This window comes from Fodinibius roseus (assembly GCF_900129315.1).
Taxonomy (GTDB): Bacteria; Bacteroidota; Rhodothermia; order Balneolales; family Balneolaceae; genus Fodinibius; species Fodinibius roseus.
Window position 1 is genome coordinate 400,254 of record NZ_FQUS01000001.1, and the last position, 19,396, is coordinate 419,649.

At 49.3% G+C, this 19,396-nt stretch carries 16 protein-coding genes; 11 read left to right on the forward strand and 5 right to left on the reverse strand.

Annotated features, from left to right (window positions below; genetic code table 11):
* The first annotated feature begins 22 nt into the window (after positions 1-22).
* From BUB16_RS01650 to BUB16_RS01670, 5 genes are all read left to right on the forward strand, one after another.
* Positions 23-955, forward strand: a complete 933-nt coding sequence (locus BUB16_RS01650) for an amidohydrolase family protein (RefSeq protein ID WP_211483050.1) — start codon at positions 23-25, stop codon at positions 953-955.
* Entirely contained in the window at positions 945-1,736 is a 792-nt protein-coding gene (locus BUB16_RS01655) for an amidohydrolase family protein (RefSeq protein ID WP_073059069.1), read from the forward strand. The genes BUB16_RS01650 and BUB16_RS01655 overlap by 11 nt, the downstream gene beginning before the upstream one ends.
* Before the next feature lie 57 nt (positions 1,737-1,793).
* Entirely contained in the window at positions 1,794-3,170 is a 1,377-nt protein-coding gene (locus BUB16_RS01660) for a DegT/DnrJ/EryC1/StrS family aminotransferase (protein WP_073059070.1), read from the forward strand.
* A gap of 317 nt (positions 3,171-3,487) precedes the next feature.
* A complete protein-coding gene (locus BUB16_RS01665) occupies positions 3,488-5,218 on the forward strand; it encodes a divalent metal cation transporter (RefSeq protein WP_073059071.1) in 1,731 nt (576 codons plus the stop codon).
* On the forward strand, positions 5,215-6,183 hold the full coding sequence (locus BUB16_RS01670; protein ID WP_073059072.1) for a DUF6807 domain-containing protein: 969 nt from the start codon (positions 5,215-5,217) through the stop codon (positions 6,181-6,183). Before BUB16_RS01665 ends, BUB16_RS01670 begins: the two co-directional genes overlap by 4 nt.
* On the opposite strand, the gene BUB16_RS01675 is transcribed toward BUB16_RS01670, so the two are convergent.
* Both BUB16_RS01675 and BUB16_RS01680 read right to left on the reverse strand, forming a co-directional pair.
* Complete coding sequence (locus BUB16_RS01675; RefSeq protein ID WP_084087944.1) at positions 6,175-7,419, reverse strand: mandelate racemase/muconate lactonizing enzyme family protein; 1,245 nt, start codon at positions 7,417-7,419, stop codon at positions 6,175-6,177. The two genes, BUB16_RS01670 and BUB16_RS01675, sit on opposite strands and share 9 nt — an antisense overlap.
* Before the next feature lie 63 nt (positions 7,420-7,482).
* Positions 7,483-8,865, reverse strand: coding sequence for a Gfo/Idh/MocA family protein (locus tag BUB16_RS01680; protein ID WP_073059154.1), 1,383 nt, complete (start codon positions 8,863-8,865; stop codon positions 7,483-7,485).
* 312 nt (positions 8,866-9,177) lie between these two features.
* On the opposite strand from BUB16_RS01680, the gene BUB16_RS01685 reads away from it, so the two are divergent.
* From BUB16_RS01685 to BUB16_RS01710, 6 genes are all read left to right on the forward strand, one after another.
* Complete coding sequence (locus BUB16_RS01685) at positions 9,178-10,938, forward strand: amidohydrolase (protein WP_073059073.1); 1,761 nt, start codon at positions 9,178-9,180, stop codon at positions 10,936-10,938.
* 81 nt (positions 10,939-11,019) lie between these two features.
* Entirely contained in the window at positions 11,020-12,291 is a 1,272-nt protein-coding gene (locus BUB16_RS01690; protein ID WP_073059074.1) for a DUF6807 family protein, read from the forward strand.
* A 168-nt stretch (positions 12,292-12,459) separates the two neighbouring features.
* Positions 12,460-13,833, forward strand: coding sequence for a putative oxidoreductase C-terminal domain-containing protein (locus BUB16_RS01695; RefSeq protein ID WP_073059075.1), 1,374 nt, complete (start codon positions 12,460-12,462; stop codon positions 13,831-13,833).
* Between the two features lie 142 nt (positions 13,834-13,975).
* Entirely contained in the window at positions 13,976-15,493 is a 1,518-nt protein-coding gene (locus BUB16_RS01700) for a sigma 54-interacting transcriptional regulator (protein ID WP_073059076.1), read from the forward strand.
* Between the two features lie 302 nt (positions 15,494-15,795).
* Positions 15,796-16,008 (forward strand): 50S ribosomal protein L31, encoded by a 213-nt coding sequence (gene rpmE / locus BUB16_RS01705; protein WP_073059077.1) that lies wholly within the window; start codon positions 15,796-15,798, stop codon positions 16,006-16,008.
* Between the two features lie 100 nt (positions 16,009-16,108).
* Complete coding sequence (locus BUB16_RS01710) at positions 16,109-16,744, forward strand: MBL fold metallo-hydrolase (protein ID WP_073059078.1); 636 nt, start codon at positions 16,109-16,111, stop codon at positions 16,742-16,744.
* Positions 16,745-16,747: 3 nt separating this feature from the next.
* Here the strand turns inward: BUB16_RS01710 and BUB16_RS01715 are convergent, their stop codons facing one another.
* From BUB16_RS01715 to BUB16_RS01725, 3 genes are all read right to left on the reverse strand, one after another.
* Positions 16,748-17,392 (reverse strand): tetratricopeptide repeat protein, encoded by a 645-nt coding sequence (locus tag BUB16_RS01715; protein ID WP_073059079.1) that lies wholly within the window; start codon positions 17,390-17,392, stop codon positions 16,748-16,750.
* A gap of 86 nt (positions 17,393-17,478) precedes the next feature.
* Positions 17,479-17,997: an LPS assembly lipoprotein LptE gene (gene lptE / locus BUB16_RS01720; protein WP_073059080.1), complete on the reverse strand. Its 519-nt coding sequence runs from the start codon at positions 17,995-17,997 to the stop codon at positions 17,479-17,481.
* A complete protein-coding gene (locus BUB16_RS01725; RefSeq protein ID WP_073059081.1) occupies positions 17,984-19,282 on the reverse strand; it encodes a sigma-54-dependent transcriptional regulator in 1,299 nt (432 codons plus the stop codon). The genes lptE and BUB16_RS01725 overlap by 14 nt, the downstream gene beginning before the upstream one ends.
* Positions 19,283-19,396 lie beyond the last annotated feature (114 nt).

The following is a 19,396-nucleotide window of genomic DNA, read 5'->3' on the forward strand; positions in this document are numbered from 1 at the left end:
TTCTTAAAAAGTACGTTCTTGTATGACACATGATATCAGCCGCAGAAGTTTTTTGAGGAATACCGCCTTATCGACAGCTGGCCTGATGTTGGGAGGCAGTGTTGCCGGATGTTCTTCTCAGGCGGAATCGGGCTCTTCTTCCGACTATCTTATTAATATTATGGAAAAAGTCAGAAGATACCGGAAAATTAACTCGCATGCTCATATAGGGCTGAGTGTAGGAGGACCTGAAGATCAGATTGATTTTGCGAACCGGTTGGGAATTGACATATCGGTTATTTCCAGACCCGTCACAACGATGGACAGCAGCCCAGAGTTGTTTCGGAAAAACAATGACCTGATCATGAGTGCGGTGGAACAATTTCCCGACCGATTTATCGGGCAAATGACGGTAGACCCCACCTACCAGGAAGAATCTTTGGAGGAGATGGACCGGTGTGTTGACCGGGGGATGGTGGGATTAAAACTGTATAAACAAGTTAAAATTAATGACCCGCTGCTTTATCCCATCATAGAAAAGTGCATTGATCTGAATATGGTTATCCTTATGCACTCAGGTCCGGATGTTACACGCATAGGTCCTGAGTACGGGACGCTTGACCCCCCGAGCCTCTCTATTCCCGAGGATTTTGTGGACATTGCAGAAAGATATCCCGAGGCAATGTTTCAATTTGCTCACCTGGGGGGAGGACTGGACTGGGAGTATGCCTGCAAAGCACTCAGAGATTCTCCCAATGTATATGTGGATGTTTCGGGCAGCAACAACGAACAAAATATCATTAACTTTGCCGTTGAACATCTTGGTGAAGACCGCGTGCTATATGGGGGGGATCTGAACCCATACACAGGGGTTGGAAGTATGTTTTCGGCCGTTTTGAATGAAGGACAGCGTGAGAAAATTTTCTTTGAAAATTATAATAATATTCTGAAAAAGGGTGGTTATCATGTTAGTTGATATGAATGCTTATGTGGGACACTGGCCTTTCAGAAAGCTTAATTATAACACCTGTGAGAGCTTGCTCGGCAGAATGAACGAGTTCGGTGTGGATATATCCGTTATTAGCAACTTGCAGGGAATTTTTTACCAGAACCCGCAATCGGCTAATGAAGAACTGCATGAAATGCTGCAGTCAAATAGCTTATTTGAAGACCGATTTATACCCTTTGCTGTCCTGAATCCTGTCTATGCTGGATGGGAACACGATTTTGGCGTTTGCAGCGAAGAAATGGATATGAAAGGGATTCGCCTGTATCCCCGATACCATCACTATGAGATCACTAATCCCTCTTGCATCGAACTGGTCAAAAGTGCCCGTGACAAGGGTATGCCTGTGGCGATCTCCCTTCGCATGTCAGATAGCAGGGCCACTTCCTGGATGGATCTGGAAAGAGGGAATGAGTGGTCTTTGAAAGACGTTCTTCCCCTGATAAAAGAAGTACCCGACGCCAGATATCTCATCCTGAATGTAGTGGGCAATCCATTTCTCGATGATGAAGAAACGGAATTTTTTAAAAAAACGAATATCGTTATGGATACTTCCGGAAGGGGACTGAGAAGGTTTGCTGAACTGCTTAAACGATACGGAAAAGATAAATTTGCCTTCGGAACCCATTCTCCGATACTGGACTATGTTACCGGAGCATTACGGATTGAATCCCTCAGAAACTCTGAAGCCGGGGAAGAGACAAAGGAGCTGTTGAGGCACGGGAATGCAGAGAAAATGCTGGATCTGTAACATCTCCATGCACCGGGAGCAGAATGATTATTCTAAATTAACAGAAGTAACAATAATATGAAAAAGAAAAAATATACAAGACGCGAGTTTATCAAACAGAATTCATTAGCCGGCGGTGCGTTTCTGACCCTGGGAGCTACCTCTTCGCTGTTTGCGGGCGGCGTTAAAAAAAGTGATACCCCGGCGATTCTGGGCGGACCGGCGGTTCGAAGCAACGGCTGGCCGAGCTGGCCCATATGGAACCCTGAAACCGATGAAAAGCAGGTGCTGGAAGTTCTTCGAAGCGGGGTCTGGTCGCGATCAAAAACCGTTGCCGAATTTGAACAAAAATGGGCCGAAACGGTCGGAGCCAAACGCTGTCTTACTACGGTCAATGGGACCAATGCGCTGGTTTGCTCCCTTGCCAACCTGGATATTGGTTTTGGGGATGAAGTAATCGTTCCACCTTATACTTTTATAGCGACGGTACAGGCTATTTTGTTGAATGGTGCAATGCCCGTTTTCGTGGATACGGATCGGGAAACATTCCAAATTGATGCGGAAAAGATTGAGGGTAAAATAACCTCCCGAACCAAAGCCATATTACCGGTTCATATCTATGGTCTTCCAGCGGATATGACACGGATTATGGAAATAGCGGGTAAACATGACCTGGTTGTGGTCGAAGATGCCTGCCAGGCCTGGTTGGCAGAAGTCGGGCACCAACAGGTAGGCACGTTCGGGAATGCCGGTTGTTACAGTTTTCAAAATTCAAAGAACTTGCCAATGGGCGAGGGCGGGGCTATTGTAAGTAATGACGAAGAATTTATGGATCGGTGCTACTCCTATCATAACCTTGGTGGTTCTTACGGATCGGTCTCTGGTGCCCCCGGTGCCGGCAGACTTATGCTGGGAAATAAATTGCGGTTATCGGAATACCAGGCAGCAATAGGGCTTGCCCAGCTGGAACGGCTGGAGGATCAGACCCGCAGAAGGAGTGAGAATGCAGCATATCTCAAATCACAAATCAAGGATATTCCCGGAATTGCACCTTATAAACTGTATAATGATGTTACAAGGGCCGTTTTCCATCTTTTTCCTTTTCGGTATCAGAAAGAAGAGTTTAAGGGTTTATCAAGAGCAACCTTTCTGAAAGCGCTCAGGGCAGAAGGGATTCCCAACGGAGACGGGTACAGTACTCTGAATAACCAGCCGTACCTTGAGCATGCGCTCAGTACGAAAAACTTTCAACAGGTTTATCCCTCCCATATGCTTGATTTTGATAACTTCTTAGAAAGGAATCAATGCCCGGAAAATGACAAACTGTGTAATGAGGAAGCGGTGAGACTTTCGCAATGGATGTTGTTGGGGAACCGATCAGATATGGATGATATCGCTACCGCAATCGAAAAAATTTATAATAGTGCTGAAAAGATAAAACAGTCGATTAGCTAATTCCTGGAGAGTATAAAAAAAGAGAATCAGTATGGAATCGTTTGGATAATGAAAGGAAAATTTTTATTGTCTTGTGCCACTATTTTTATGACTGGTACTTTTTGAGGTTATAAAAGCGCATGGCAGTGATGGGCTAAGCCTGTATTGATGATAATTGCCGGAAATCTACCAACAGCAGGGCCAGCTCACACGGTGGTGGGTTTCAGTATCCATGGGCAGGGCAGTCTCAATTCAATAAATTTTCAGGAATACTGAAAGGAAACCAGTTACTTTTTACTAATTTTTTTAACTATTGTTAATCATCAATTAAGGGTTGCATGCCAGAGGACAGTAGATTATCGAAGGAAGATAATAAGCGTTTTGATGAAGAGGCCCGGCGATTGCGGGCTCTGCAGGGTGAAAAATGGTATGTAAAATTAAAGACCTATTTTGCCTTGTCGGGACCGGGATGGCTTCAGAGTGCGTTGACGCTTGGGGGGGGATCGCTGGCCAGCGGTCTGTACCTGGGAGTACTGACCGGTGTCAGTATGTTGTGGCTGCAGCCTCTGGCAATGCTGTTGGGCATCATTATGCTCAGCGCGCTCGGACTGGTGACGCTGGCCACGGACCAGCGGCCGTTTTATGCGATCAATGAACATATCAACCCGGTACTGGGATGGGGGTGGGCCCTCGGCTCGATTCTGGCCTGTATGGTCTGGGTGATGCCTCAGTTTTCCCTGGCTAACGGGGTGGTACAGCAAAATCTGTTGCCGGGAATATTCGGGCCCGGAAGTGTGTTCGGTGATTTTGGCAGCATGCTGTTTATCTCGGTACTGGCCCTGGCTATTACGCTGGGGATGACCTGGAATTACGGGGGCGGAAGCCGGGGGGTCACGATTTTCGAGATGATTCTTAAAGGGCTTGTGGCCATTGTTGTGCTGTCGTTCATAGGAGTGGTGGTCCGTTTGACTATCGCCGGTAATGCGATCGACTGGGGGGAAGTATTCGCCGGATTTATCCCCAATCCGGCCCTGATATTTCGTCCCGCCGAAGGTTTTCTACCCCTCTTGAATGAGCTTCCCGAGATATCAGCCCAGTACTGGTCGGAACTGATTGTCTCCCGTCAGCAGGAGGTGATGGCAGCCGCCCTTTCAAGTGCCGTGGGTATCAACGCCACCTTCCTTTTTGCCTACTCCATGCTGCGACGCAAGTGGGGGACCGAATACAAGGGGATGATGAAGTTCGATTTGATTGCCGGTATGCTTCTTCCCTTTATGCTGGCGACAAGCTGCGTGGTTATTGCCGGCGCCAGCCAGTTTCATACCGTCCCGCAACCGGGATTTTTGGAAAATGATCAGAGTGTTCAGTGGGAGCCGAACGAACAACAGGTCAGTGAATACAACCGGTTGCTGGAAGGCCGGGTATTGCACGAAGCGGGGGGGACCGGAGCGCTGTCCGATGAGCAGATAGCCTCACAGGTCGAGCAGCTGGGAGATACTGAGCAGCGCATGGCCGCCACTTTGGTCACCCGTGATGCTTTTGACCTTGCCCTGTCGCTTCAGCCGCTGCTCGGCGGAGCCTTCAGCAATATTATATTTGGAATCGGAGTATTTGCCATGGCGCTCTCCACGATAACGATACATATGGTCATCTGTGGATTTGTGGTCTGCGAGATCATGAAAGTCCCCTATGACAGCTGGCATTTCCGGGCCGGTATTATGATACCGAGTGTCGGGGTATTGGGCCCGTTTTTTTGGGACCAGGCGCTGTTCTGGCTGGCTATTCCCACGTCGGTGGTTACGCTCATGCTGCTGCCCATTGCCTATGTGACGTTTTTCCTAATGCTCAACAGCAAGGCTATCATGAAAGAACACAAGCCGACCGGTCGCCGGAGAGTCATATGGAATACGCTGATGATCCTCTCCATTGTGCTGATCGGCACCGCCAGTATCTATATGCTTTGGCAATACGGCGGAATCTGGGGATTAACTGCTCTCCTGCTGTTCCTTGGCGCCGCAGTCGTAGTCGAGTGGAAGAAGCGAACAAAAAGTAGTCCTCTCAGATCATGAAGACCGTCTCCAATACCGTCCTCTTTTTCGTTATACCATTAGTCGTTTTTGGCGTGCTCGCAGGCTTCCGGACGGGCGTGCAGGAAAACGGTGATTTTTCTTTCGGTGAAAATGACTCTACGCTTACCATTTACGAGCATAATCAGCCCGTCTTGAGCATTGTACACGGGCGTATGGATCCGCCTGAAGGCATTGATAGCAAATACTGGCGATCCAATTATATTCATCCCATTTTCGGTCTTGATGGTGAAAAGCTAACCGAAGATTTTCCGGAAGATCATCCGCATCACCGCGGACTCTTCTGGACCTGGCCGGATGTGACCTTTGGCACGAAAAGTATCGATCCCTGGGCACTGGACGGGGCCCGGCAGCTATTTCGGAAGTGGTATCATAAAGAGGCCGGTGAGGAACAGGCTACTATTTCGTTTGAGAGCGGATGGCGTCTGGATGAAGGATGGAAATCTTTTGTGGAGGAGTTCATCAGCATTACCATCCATAAATCAGATGAAATAGGCCGCTCTATTGATTTTACCCTTCGTTTTCAAAATGTTTCAGCAAAGGAAGTAACGTTAAGGGGACGTGGAGAAACCGGTTATGGCGGTTTTAATATACGTCCCGTCGGCAGCCGTCCGGGTAATAAAATAACAACAGCTGAAGGGGTAATGGAGGATGATGCCCTGGTGGTGGATAGCGGCTGGGCGGACTATTCATCTCTGATATCCGACGATACTTATGCGGGATTATCTGTTTTTCAGCATCCAGGGAACCCGGGATTTCCCCACTCAGGATGGATTCTCCGGCATTACGGGTTTCTCGGGGCTTCCTGGCCGCAATATGAGCGGCTGGCGCTTAACCCGGGTCAAACTTTTGAACTCAAGTATCGTGTTTTTGTGCATCGCGGGGATGCCGACTTAGCCGGGGTGGAAAAGAAGTTTGAGAATTTTGTCCGGGAATCCTCACCTTGACCGTCTGACCAGGTCTTGTAATTTATCCTCGTCGACCTCAATGCCCAGCCCCGCGCCCTGCGGTACCCGTACTTTTCCGTTAACGGGACGAAAAGGCTCGGTTATAATACTCTCGGCCAGAAATTGCGGTCCGTTAAGGGCGGCAGGGTATGATAAGTCATAGGCACTGAAAAGAATCAGGGAAGCTGCCAGGGATACATCGGGGTCGGTAAGTCCGCTGCCAAGGAACCGGAGTCCGGCATGACCGAGCAATTCTATCTGCTGGCGCGCTGAAAGAAGTCCCCCGGTACGGGCCGGTTTCATGGCTACTCCATCGAGACATTCCAGTTTGATAAACTCAAGGACCTGCGCCGGTGAAACCATGCCCTCGTCCACAATAATGGGAAGTGCCCCCTGGTCCACAAGCCTGCGGTAACCGGTAATCTGGCTGATAGGTATGGGCTGTTCCAGTACCGGCACGCCGGCGTCTGCCAGCCTGGGAGCAGCGTCAAGGGCCGTGGAGAGGTCGTATCCCCCATTGGCGTCCGCCCAAAGGAAACTGTCGGGTACGATCTGTTTGACCTGTTCCACAAGCTCCAGATCATACTCCGGATCCGGACCCACTTTGAGATTAAAATGCCGGTATCCTTTTTCCAGCCCTTTCTTGACCAGATCCTCCGCTTCGCCAAGATCTGTGGTGCTGATCGTCCAGCTCAGTGTTATTTCGTCGCCCGTCGTCCTTCCCCACAATTCAGCGATATTCCGCCCGGTGACTTTCCCCATCAGGTCGTGGAGTGCCATGTCAATACCTGATTTTGTGATCGGCATGCCGGTAGTGAATGATGGGGCAATTTCCCGACTCATCAGCTCATTGATCCCCTTGAGATCAAACGGGTTGTGTCCCGTCAATACCGGCGTAAGATAGGTGTCTATGGCATGGACCGAGGCTTCAAGCGTCTCGTAACTCCACCGGGGCACCGGTACGCTTTCTCCCCAGCCAACGCTGCCGTCATCGGCCGTAATTTTTACCAGGACTGCGGGACGCCCGGTACCTGTCGGACCATCCAGAAAACGGAATGGCAATACTGAAGGGTAACGTACCGGGAAAGTTTCAATCCTTTCAATTTTTATGTTCTCCGGAAGGGACGTTACAGTATTATCGGAAGTAGTATCCTGCCCGGTTAAATCGGGAAGGAAAGGCAAGGCAGCGGCAGCCGTTGTCCTTGCAAGAAATTTTTTTCGGCTAATATTGCTCATATCGGGTAACTTGGTTGGACGGTTGTTTTACCGAATGAATTCTAAAAATCGGTGAATAACTTACTACATATCTATATAGTTGGTACCATAAGGATGACGTTGCGGCCGGCTTAGCATGGAATTGGCGCTGTCGTTATTGACAAACCGCTCTTTGTCCGGATCCCATTCCAGTCTCCCCGGTATTTTCATGGCAATGTGACTGATCAGGCAGAGCGTGCATATATGATGTCCCACTTCAATGGGAGACATCGGCTGCTTTCGTGACCGGATGCAGTCCAGCCAGTTGCCATGGTGCTCATTGGTAATGGGATACAGGCGAATTTCATCTTCTTTAATTTCCGAGGTAAGAATTTTGGGATCGCTGGCATTAAGTACTTTCCTGTTGGTTTCCGAGGTAGCCGGGTTATCCTTTGTCACAGAATAGTCTCCTCTGAACACTTCTATCCAGCCTTCTGAGCCTTCATACCTGATAACAACCGGAGATCTTGAATTGGCATACATGGTGACACCGTTCTTATATTGAGTCTTGACCATAAAATCACCGTGAACATGACGCGGGCGATTTTTATAGAACCGGGCCATGGCTTCTATAGAGGTCGGACCGGTATATTCCGTACCCATTCCCCAGGCAGCCAAATCGAACTGATGTTGTCCCCATCCTGTGATCATACCGGCCCCGAATTGCTCCTGCCATAACCAGCCCGGCCGGCCATAGCCGTCATTGGGGTGTACGGCAGATTCCGAGTAGGGCATTTCGGGGGTCGAACCCAGCCACTTGTCAAAATTCAAGTGGCGGGGAATAGGCATCCGGGTTATCTCTGGCCCGGGATCATCAGCGGGAAAGTTTACAATTACCGTGTGTAATGTCCCAATTCTGCCGTTTCTGACCAACTCCGCAGCATATTTAAATTGTTTAGAGGTGGAACGAACCTGTGTGCCAACCTGTAAAATTGTTCCCTGTTCCTTTACCACATCGCGTAATAGTTGACTTTCGGCAACGGTCAAAGAAACGGGTTTTTGCAGGTAAACATCCTTGCCCGCCAGGGAAGCCTCAATGGCTGGCTGTACATGCCAGTGATCAGGCGTACTAATGATCACCGCATCAATATCAGGATTTAGGAGCAGCTTGCGGTAGTCTTCATACATTTCCACATCCATATAATTTTTACTGCCCTTTTTTTCCGCATAGAATTGCTCGACAAGGTTCTTCCCGTCTTTCATGCGTTTCTTGTCGACATCACAAACAGCGATTATTCTGGCGACATCATGGTTAAGCGTTTCCGGAATATCATGGCCCCGGGCAATACGTCCACAGCCGATCTGACCAATATTAATCTTATCATTGGGCGTGTTTTTGCCTAATACAGAGGAGGGCAGGATGGCGGGAAAGGCCAATGTTCCCGCTGATGTTGCCAACGCATTTTTTAAGAAAGTTCTGCGGTTAATTTTTTTCATAAACTAATATAATTTTAAAGAATCCCCGGATTAAAGTTATGGGTATAGAAAAAATCTCATCTAAAAAATTTCCTCCGCCGTAAATATATTCAGTCATCCAGCGAAATGCATGTCATAAAGACCCTAATACAGGCAAATATGATTTAAATCCCTGTTATACAAAAATAATCTTAGACATAAACTTTCAAAATAGTTATATACCGTAAAATAAACCAATATCACACAATCAAAACATAACTTTTCGGTTGTGTTTCTTTTTATAATAGGGCATAAATAATGTTAGTCAAATTTAATAGAAAGGTAATGTATAAATTTCAGTGGGTATTCTTTATTAGTATGTTCCTGTTCTTCGGAGCCTGCAGCAGTGGACCTCCGGCGGACCTGGTAGTACAGAACGGAAAAATTCTAACGGTCGACAGCTCTTTTTCGCAGGTGGAAGCGGTCGCGATCCGCGGGGGAGAGTTCGTGGCGGTTGGAGATAATGGCGACGTCGAGGATTTTATCGGCGGGCAGACCCGGGTCATTGATGCAGCCGGAAAGACGGTGGTGCCCGGGCTGATTGCCTCGCATACGCATGCGATAAGTGTGGTACGGCGGGAGTACGCCACACCTTATCCGTTCGAGCAGCACGGCTCTATTGCGGATATCCAGCAATGGCTGCGCGAGCAAGCTGAGCAGACCCCGCAGGGACAGTGGATTCAGCTGCCGCGGACCGATGTCACGCGTATCGAAGAGGGACGTATTCCGACTCCACAGGAGCTGACCGAGGCGGCCCCGGATCATCCGGCCGTTTTTAACTGGCAGTTTGCCAGCCGGCAGGTGCAGGTGCTGAACGAGGCGGCCCTCGAGGCGGCGGGTATTACCAGTGCGACCACCGCCCCGGAAGGAGGGGAGATCGAGCGGGATTCCGGGGGCGCCCCCACGGGGGTTCTGGAAAACAGCAGCGAACTCATTGACGAGTACCTCTACTCCCGGGAGATTCCCGACAAGCAGTTCTATGATGACCTGGAGCGGCTGCTCAACACCTATACCGACGTTGGGATTACCAGCATCGGCGAACGGGGCAGCAATCTGGAGGGCTACCGGGCATATCAAAAGCTAAGGGAAGAGAACCGCCTTCCTGTCCGTGCAACAGTCACGATGTATCTCGAGTCGGATGGGTCGGTCAAGGAGACCGAGGAATTTATTCGCTCGCTCCCGGTCGACTACGGGGACGGGGATGAGCACGTGCGCGTGGGACCGCTTAAAATCCGGGTGGACGGCGGCATCCTGTATGGATCAGCATATATGCGTGCCCCGTATGGGGAGGAGGCTCTCTCGTTTTATGGCTTTGACGATCCTGATCACCGGGGCGAACTGCTGATTAGTCCGGATGAGCTGGATAACCTTATTCATACCGGACATCGAATGGGCTGGCAGCTGAGCGCTCACGTGACCGGCGACGCGGGGGTGGACGCAGTGCTGGACGCCGTGGAAGCTTCCCAAGAGCAGCTGCCGGACGAAGAATTGCGGTTTAATCTCATTCACGCCTATTTTGCCCATCCCGAAACGGCCGAGCGTGCGGCTGCCCTGGGGGTTGGGGTGGATACGCAGCCTGCCTGGTATTACAAGGATGGCGATGCCCTGGCGGATATCCTGCGTCCCGACCTGATGGAGAAATTTATCGGACTCCGAAACTGGCAGGAGGGCGGAGCAATAGTCTCTATCAATTCGGATCATATGTATGGTTTTGATCCGGACGACTCCCTGAATCCGTATAATCCCTTTATTACTATGTATACAGCCATCACGCGACGTACGGAAGGAGGGCAGGTCATCGGGCCGGCCCAGCAGGTCTCGCGGGAAGATGCCCTCCGCATGATGACCATCAACGCGGCCTGGATGAGCTTCGAGGAAGACCGTAAAGGGTCTATCGAAGTCGGCAAGCTGGGTGACCTGGCGATTTTGACGGATGACCTGATGAGTGTCGAGGAAGAAGCCATCAGGGATATCCGCGCGGAGTATACGATCGTAGGCGGAAAGGTGGTGCACGGGCCGGACACAAGCAAACCATCGGCGCAATAAACGGTTCTTCGTATCCTCAGGGCAGGGGGGACCTGCCTGTGAACATAACAAGTTAAAAGACAAAAAAACTACACAACCATAATGGAATATTCAGTTCGCAAACGTTTTGCCTCTCTATTGTCATTCAACGCCGCAGCGACTTTGTGGTGCGCCGCATTCATCCTGGCAGGCTGCGGAGGAGGTGACGAGCTCAATCATAGCGATAATTCCCCTGCCGATACCGGTCCGGTAAGCGTCACTGCAGGGGATAATACGATTACGATAACCAGTGATACCTATGACCTGACGGGAATGCCGGTGGCTGCGCAGTGGGAGGGTGAGGTCCCCTCCTGCATGGAAAGCGATGGTCAGGTCGTGCCGGTCCAGTCCCGTTCGGACGGTGATCGTACCCAGTTATGGTTGCCGGCTGATGTGCCGGCCGGGGAATCGCGGACCTATGAACCCAGCAGTCAGACCAACTGCGGTACTTCCGACTTTGAATGGCAAGAGGTCGATTCGGATCGCTCCCGGTTGCTGGTCGACGGACAACCGGCCGTCGAATATGTCCACCCGGAGTTTGATCTTAGCCGTTATAAAGAGACGATGAAGCCCTATCATCATGTCTATGCTCCCGACGGCTCACAGCTGATTACAAAGGGGGATGTAGACGGATTATACCCCCATCACCGGGGCATTTTTTACGGTTACAGAGATATTCGTTTTAAGGATGATACCGTAAGTACCTGGTCGAGCGACGGTGATAACCTTGAGGGCACCCAACACCTTCGTATCCTGGAACAGTGGGCCGGACCACTGTTCGGAGGACACCAGGCAGCCATTGACTGGCGGGACGGTGAGGGGGAGGTTTTTGCCGAGGAAGTGCGCACCCTCCGGCTGTATCCGCGGTCGGACGGGACCATGGTGATTGATGTGGAGAGCAGGCTTTCCTCGAACGTGGGACCGGTGACCCTGGACGGGGACCTCCAGCACGCCGGCCTTCAATTCCGGGCCGCCCAGTATGTGGCCGACCACACGGAGCAATCCCGATATCTCCGCCCGCAGCAGTGGTCGGACCACCCCGCCGATGAAGAGCTCAATGATACCGAAGAGCGGCTGGATGAGCCGTGGAATGCTTTTCAGTTTGTGGTAGAAGACCAATCGTACACGGTAGGCTATTTAAGCCATCCGGACAACCCGCCAGGGGGACAGATGTCCGAACGCCTGTACGGGCGGTTCGGGGAGTTTATCCCCGGCGTGGTAATCGACGAGGACGAGCCGCTGCGCCTGCAGTACCGGTTTGTCATAGCTGAAGGCCATGATATCGACCGGCAGCAGATGGAAGCAGAGTATGCTGCCTATGCCGCGAGCCCGTGAGGCTATTCGACGAAGATTAGTCAAAATGCCGGGCGAACGGTTTCCCGGCAGACATATTTAAGAGAATACCATTATAAAAGTGTCCAGGATTGAGTGACTATGAAAAAAACCTGCAACTTGGGCACTGTGACGAACTAATATCAATAAATTTATCAAGCAGCGTTTTTTATGAGTAATAAAAACACAGGCGATCAGAACACGGAATCTTTTACAGGCAATCCCAATGAAATCCGCCTCATGACGCTGGATCCGGCCCATTTTCACGCGGCCCTGGTGCAGAAGCATCCGATCCCCCAGGTGGACTCCACGGTCTATATATACAGCCCCGGGGGACCCGATCTGGATATGCACCTGGAGCGGATTGAAGGTTTCAACAGCCGGGATAAAAATCCCACAGACTGGACCTGCAAAGTCTACAAAGGGGACGATTTCCTGGAGCGGATGCTCCGGGAGAAACCGGGCAACGTCATGGTCACGGCCGGCAATAATCGAAAGAAGACCGAATATATCAAACAGACGGTGGCAGAAGGTATTAACGTGCTCTCCGACAAGCCGATGGTGATTGACAGGGAGGGATGGGAGCTGCTGGTGGAGGCCTTCGAGCTTGCCGAAGAAAACGGGGTGCTGCTCTACGATATCATGACTGAACGCAAGGAGGTGACCACCAGGATCCAGCGGCGCCTTGCCCAGCGGGAAGAGCTGTTTGGCGAGCTTGTAGCAGGCACGATCGACAAGCCGGCTATTGTCCAGCAGAATACCCATCACCTGCTAAAAAGCGTGTCCGGACAGACGCTTCGGCGTCCCCCGTGGTATTTTGACGTCAACCAGCAGGGAGAAGGCATTGTGGATATTAATACCCATCTGGCGGACCTGGCTCTGTGGGGTGCATTCCCCGGAGAATCTTTTGATTACCGCGAAGATGTACAGATGCTGCAGGCCGAACGTAGTCCCACGGTACTATCCCCCGAGCAGTTTGAAAAAATTACCGGGGAGACCGAATTTCCAGATTATTTGCAGGATCAGCTTGTGGATGGTAAACTGCCGTATTACTGTAACGGGGAGATGCTGATAACGTTGCGGGGACACCATACCAAAATATCGGCCCAGTGGAATTACCAGGCCCCTTCGGGCGGCGGAGATACCCACTATTCGGTCTTCCGGGGCACCCGCTGCAACCTGGTAATCCGCCAGGGCCCGGAGCAGGAGTTTAAAAGTACGCTCTACGTGGAGCCGGTGGAGGGGATAGGACAATCTACCCTTCAACCGGCATTCGACGAGGCAGTGGCAGATCTGGAGAAAGATTATCCCGGACTCAGCTACCAGCCGTCCCCTGAGGGGTGGAAGCTGACGGTTCCGGACTCCTTCTATCTCGGTCATGAAGCGCATTTCGGGAAAGTGGCCGAAGACTTTTTCAGCTATCTGGTAGACGGACAGCTCCCCGCCTGGGAGGTTCCCAACATGATCACCAAGTACTATATCACCACACAGGCACGGGAGTTGGCACGGGCGACGGAAGATGGGTATAAAACAGATCAGCGCTAATGAAATGAAAAAGAGGCGAGTTTAGTTATATGGTAGGACGGGTTGGCGCTCCAGTACTTAATAATTTGAAAAGGACCTGGTGGTAAATGACTGTCAGTTTCCCTTAGCATAACGTTCTATCATAAAGAAGATCAGGAAACAGATGACAAAAAGCGATTTCGACCCACGGTATAAGGATGTTGAAACCTTAGGTCAACTCAAAAAGACGGAATGGGCTTCTGTTTCTGTTAAAGAGGAAATTCGACAGAACCTTATTACCAAAATACAATCCGGGGACCCGTTATTCCCCGGTATTAAAGGATATGATCAGTCGGTTATACCGGAACTTCAGCACGCCCTGTTGGCCCGGCACGATTTTATCCTGTTGGGACTGCGCGGGCAGGCAAAGACGAAGATTTTGCGACAGCTTACATCATTTCTGGATGAATATATACCGGTCGTCAAGGGATCGGAGATTAATGATGATCCCCTGAACCCCATTTCCAAACAGGCACGTGAACGCATCGAAGAGCAGGGGGACGATACCCCGATCGAGTGGATTCACCGGAGTCGCCGGTACGGAGAAAAGCTGGCAACGCCCGATACGGCCGTTGCCGATCTGATCGGAGATATCGACCCCATTAAGGCCGCTGCCCAAAAGCTGACCCTGGCCGATCAGAATGTTATTAATTTCGGCTTGGTGCCGCGAACCAATCGCGGTATTTTTGCCATTAACGAACTGCCGGATCTTCAACCCCGTATCCAGGTTGCTTTACTGAATATTATGCAGGAACGGGATATACAGATCCGCGGCTTCAATGTTCGCATACCGCTGGATGTGCTCATGGTTTTTTCGGCGAACCCGGAAGATTATACCAACCGCGGAAGTATCATTACGCCGTTGAAGGATCGGATTGATTCCCAGATAATGACGCATTATCCGCGTGAAATAACCATTGGAATAGAAATTACTGAACAAGAGGCGTGGACGAGCAGGAATGACCGGGTGAGGGTGGAGGTGCCTGAGATAATGAAAGAGCTGTTAGAGCAGACGGCTTTCGAGGCCCGGGAATCAGAATATATCGACCAGAAAAGTGGTGTTTCTACACGTATGACCATCACTGCAATGGAACAGATGATCTCTTCCGCTGAACGGCGGGCTCTTGTCAATAATGAAGTGGAAGTGACGGTACGTGTAACCGATCTCTTTCATACCGTGCCGGCCCTGACCGGCAAACTCGAACTGGTATATGAGGGAGAGCAGGAGGGGGCCCTGAATGTGGCAAAACACATTATCGGAAAGGCTGTTAAACGGACGTTCGGCAGATATTTCCCGGATCCCGAAGAACAAAAAAAGCAGGAAGATACGAGTATTTACGAGCCGGTGTTAAACTGGTTTGCAGAAGGCAATACCCTTGAAATTAGTGATGATATGCCGGAAAAAAAGTACCGGAAAGCTCTTTCCGGAATCACGGGCCTGCAGCGTATTGTCGAGAAAAAAGTAAATCCGGATCATACAGAAAAGAAATACGTATTTATGGATTTCGTGATTGAAGCTCTGCATCAACACTCGATGTTGGGCAAGGAAGATTTGGAAGACCGCCGTTCTTACTCCGACATGCTGGGAAGCATGCTCGGTTCAATGGATGATTTCGATGACTTCGAAAATTTTGATGAGTAATCCGCTTTTTTCCGATAAATTTGCTTGCATGAACAAGGTGAATGAAAAAGTACACGGGTATACGTACCTGCTTTGAACAAACGTTTTAAACGTTGATACAGCGCAGAGGCCTTATTATTCCGCCGGGTGGGGGTATATTGGTATCATATCTGCGAACAAAACCATACACCATTGTTTTTTAGAGGCTCAGCGTATTCCATATATTTTTTATTCGGTGGAAATGCGGGTTCGGATTGCAAGTAGACTTATATAGTCTTATCTTTGAAAACCTGAAACAGGTAATAAAGAAATTTAATGATCTTATGAAAAAAGGAATTCACCCAGAATACAACGAAATCACAGTCGTCCTCAGCGACGGAACAGAATTCAAAACACGAAGTACCATGGACCCGGAAGACGGGGTTTTCCGGAGTGAAGTGGACTCCAAAAATCATCCCTTTTACACCGGTAACATGAACTTTCAGAAGAAAGCGGGTCGTATTGATCGTTTTAAGAAGCGTTACGGGAAGGACTAATTTTTGATTATCTGTTAATTATATAAGGATGCATGTCGTAGTGAGATGCATCCTTTTTTTTATAGAAAAGGTGTGTAACATTTAGTTGTGAATACTTTTTATGCAAATTAACTGCTTTACTGTCGGACCGTTTGCCGAAAACACTTATCTGCTTACCGAAAAACAGCAGGCGTTGATCATTGATCCCGGGTTTTCCGATACAAGTGAGTTTGATCAAGTCATATCCCTGCTGGACTCTCAGGAAGTACATTTGCGGTCCATTCTCTTGACGCATGCACATGTGGATCATCTGTTCGGATTGTCGATGGTACTTGAGCATTTTGACGTTCCTGTCTATTTAAGTGACAAAGATCGTTACCTGTGGAATAACTATGCGTCTCAGGCCGCCCTGTTTGGATTTCAGGTCCGGGACTTTGGTTTTGATCCTGAGATATTGCCGGTTGACGAAGACTGGACGACAGGTCCGTTTATGTTTGACATACGCTATACGCCGGGTCACTCTCCGGATCACCTTTCCCTGTATCACAAAAGAAGCGGGAGTCTTATTGTTGGGGATGCGCTTTTTAAAGAGGGCGTGGGACGTACGGATCTTTACAAGGGAGATATGTCCCTCTTAAAGACTTCGATACGCGAACAGCTATATACGTTACCCGATGAAACGGTCGTCTATCCCGGGCATGGTCCTGAAACGACTATTGGGCATGAAAAGCAGGCCAACCCTTTTGTTACGGGGTGAGCGCTATTCCTCTTCGGAATTTTTTCGTTTAATTTCTCTAAGACGGCTAATCTGCTCGTCGAAATAATCGCTTTTATCCTTCTTGATTTTTTTCAGTTGCTGGTAAGATCGAATAGCCGTATCTATTTTTCCTTGTTTTTCATGGATCTTTGCCAGTGTTTCTGAAACAATATCATCTGCCTCGGTGTCCTTTCCCTCCTTTTTCCGTGAATTTTTATCTTTTGGAAAAGCTTCTTTTGGTGTAATACGATGGGTTTTGACATCGGATAGTTTTTGTATGAGTGAGTCTAAATCCAGCACCGGACTTCTCCGGTCTGTTGTCGGTGAGGAGGGGGAGGCGCTATACCCTGATGGTTTGGTATCGGGCGTCCAGGCCTCAAAGGTACGGGGATGACTCAGGTAATAGTGCAGTTTTTGAAAAAAAGAGCTTCCCGGGGCGAATATGCGAGCCCGCAGCGCTTCTTCCACGGCCTCTTCATGCATCCCCCGCAAATGATAAAACCAGGCCAACAAGAAATACCCGACGGCATCGGGACCTCTTTTTTTCAACTGTTTTTTGAGCCGCTGAGTCGCCCGCACAGGATTCTCATCAAAATGTTCTGCATAGGAAGAAAGCGACCTGGATATTTTAAAGGGTAGTTGAAGCATCTATTCTGTTTAAAAGTTCCCATACCTGCTGTCACCCTTCAGTATATGAATAGATGGGGAAAGCAGACAAAAAATTATCATTGTAATTACCAGCCGCTTACCGCATCATTAAACATATTATCCGCAGCTCGTCCCAGAGCTTCTGCAGCGGCTGTTGTTTCTCCATCAATAGGATTTTCATTGATGTCATAGGTGGCTGAAACGCTAAATGATTTACTCCATTCCGGTTCTTCCTCTCCGTTGAACTGAAACGTGGCACTTATGCTGATGGTGACCTCGTTCAGACTGGTTTCATCCTCACCGGTCACGCTGAAAGGGCCGTTCGTATAGCGGACAATGGAACCTTCCAATACGGCATCGGCTGTGGCCTGTGAGTTGGCCAGCTGGAGGCGTGTTTGATTAATGAAGCGATCTACAAGTGCATCATTGAGCCGGTCGCTCAGGTTCCCCACCCCGCTCGATGATTGATCCGCAAAAAAAGGAATATAGACCGAATTGACATCTTCCGGGATGGAAGTTCCAGTAAAGCTATATCTGAAACAGCCGGCCAGGATCAGACTTGCCAGTAAAAGGAAGACAACCGTTATGTTTTTATTGCAGATCATATTGATCGAGCTTGCGATATAATGTCCGTTCACTTATACCCAGCGCTTCTGATGCCTTGCGGCGATTACCCTCAAATTTTTGCAGTGCCTGTTCTATGAGGAATTGCTCGGTCTTTTCAATAGAAGGGATCGTCCCGGTATTGAAGAACCGGTTAAATATTTTTTCGTCCTGCTCCTCTCTTTCTTCTGAGATATCAGCTTCGGCAAAAGACTGTACGCCTATATCCTCATCGGCCGTGTCATCAACGTCAATATCCAGGTCCGACATATTGCTGTGCTGTACTTCATCCTGGATGTTTTGGGGCAAAGCTTTCAGATTTTTTTGAGAAAAAGTGGAATACAGAAAAGTGCCGAGCATTTTCTTTAGTTCGCTAATATCATTACGAAGCTCTACCAATGCCCGGTAAATAAGTTGCTGTTCCCCGTCTCCGAAGGCTCCATTTGATGAGGTATTTTTGTGCTGATCAGCTAACATCGGCAGGTTATCGGCAGAACCGGTGTGCTGACGTCCCTTTAGATATTTCCGAAGCTTTTCGGTATCAATAAACTGTGATTTTTCCAGTACAACCAGTTGCTCGGCAACGTTGCGCAATTCCCGGACGTTACCCGGCCACCGATAGGAGATCAGAAGCTCTTTGGCATCGTCTGAAAATCCCTTGAATACAGAATCATATTTGGCTGAAAATTCAGTGACAAAGGTCCGGAAAATGGGGATGATATCATCCGGCCTTTCCCTGAGGGGAGGAAGTTTAACCTTAACGGTGTCAAGCCGGTAGTAAAGATCTTCCCTGAATTTTTCCTCCTGTACAAGATTCCAAAGATCTTTGTTCGTCGCTGCAATAACCCTTACGTCCGTGGTGCGCATCTTACTGGAACCGACACGAAAATATTCTCCCGACTCAAGAACGCGCAGCAGCTTCACCTGTACATTGGGCGGGGTGTCTCCGATTTCATCCAGAAAGATGGTCCCGCCGTCGGCTTTTTCAAAATAGCCTTCCCGGGCTTCATGAGCGCCGGTAAAAGCGCCTTTTTCATGGCCAAAAAGCTCGCTTTCGATGATGCCTTCAGGAATGGCACCGCAGTTCACGATAACCATATTTTCATTTTTTCGCTTGCTTACTTCATGGATGGCCTTGGCCGTTATATCCTTGCCTACTCCGCTTTCGCCCTCCAGGAGAATGGTGATATCGGTATCAGCTACCTGTATAACTTTGTCAATAACCTGCTTGAGTGCAGCTGATTCGCCGATGAGTCCAAATCGTTCCTGAAATGCTTCGCGGTCCATAGGAAAAACGCCAGTTTAAAGTCTTAAATACTTTTTTATTCTCTATCCCAAAGGTAATAATTACTCATTTAGATACCTAAATTAACCTGCTTGCGGGTTACCATAAATTAAATA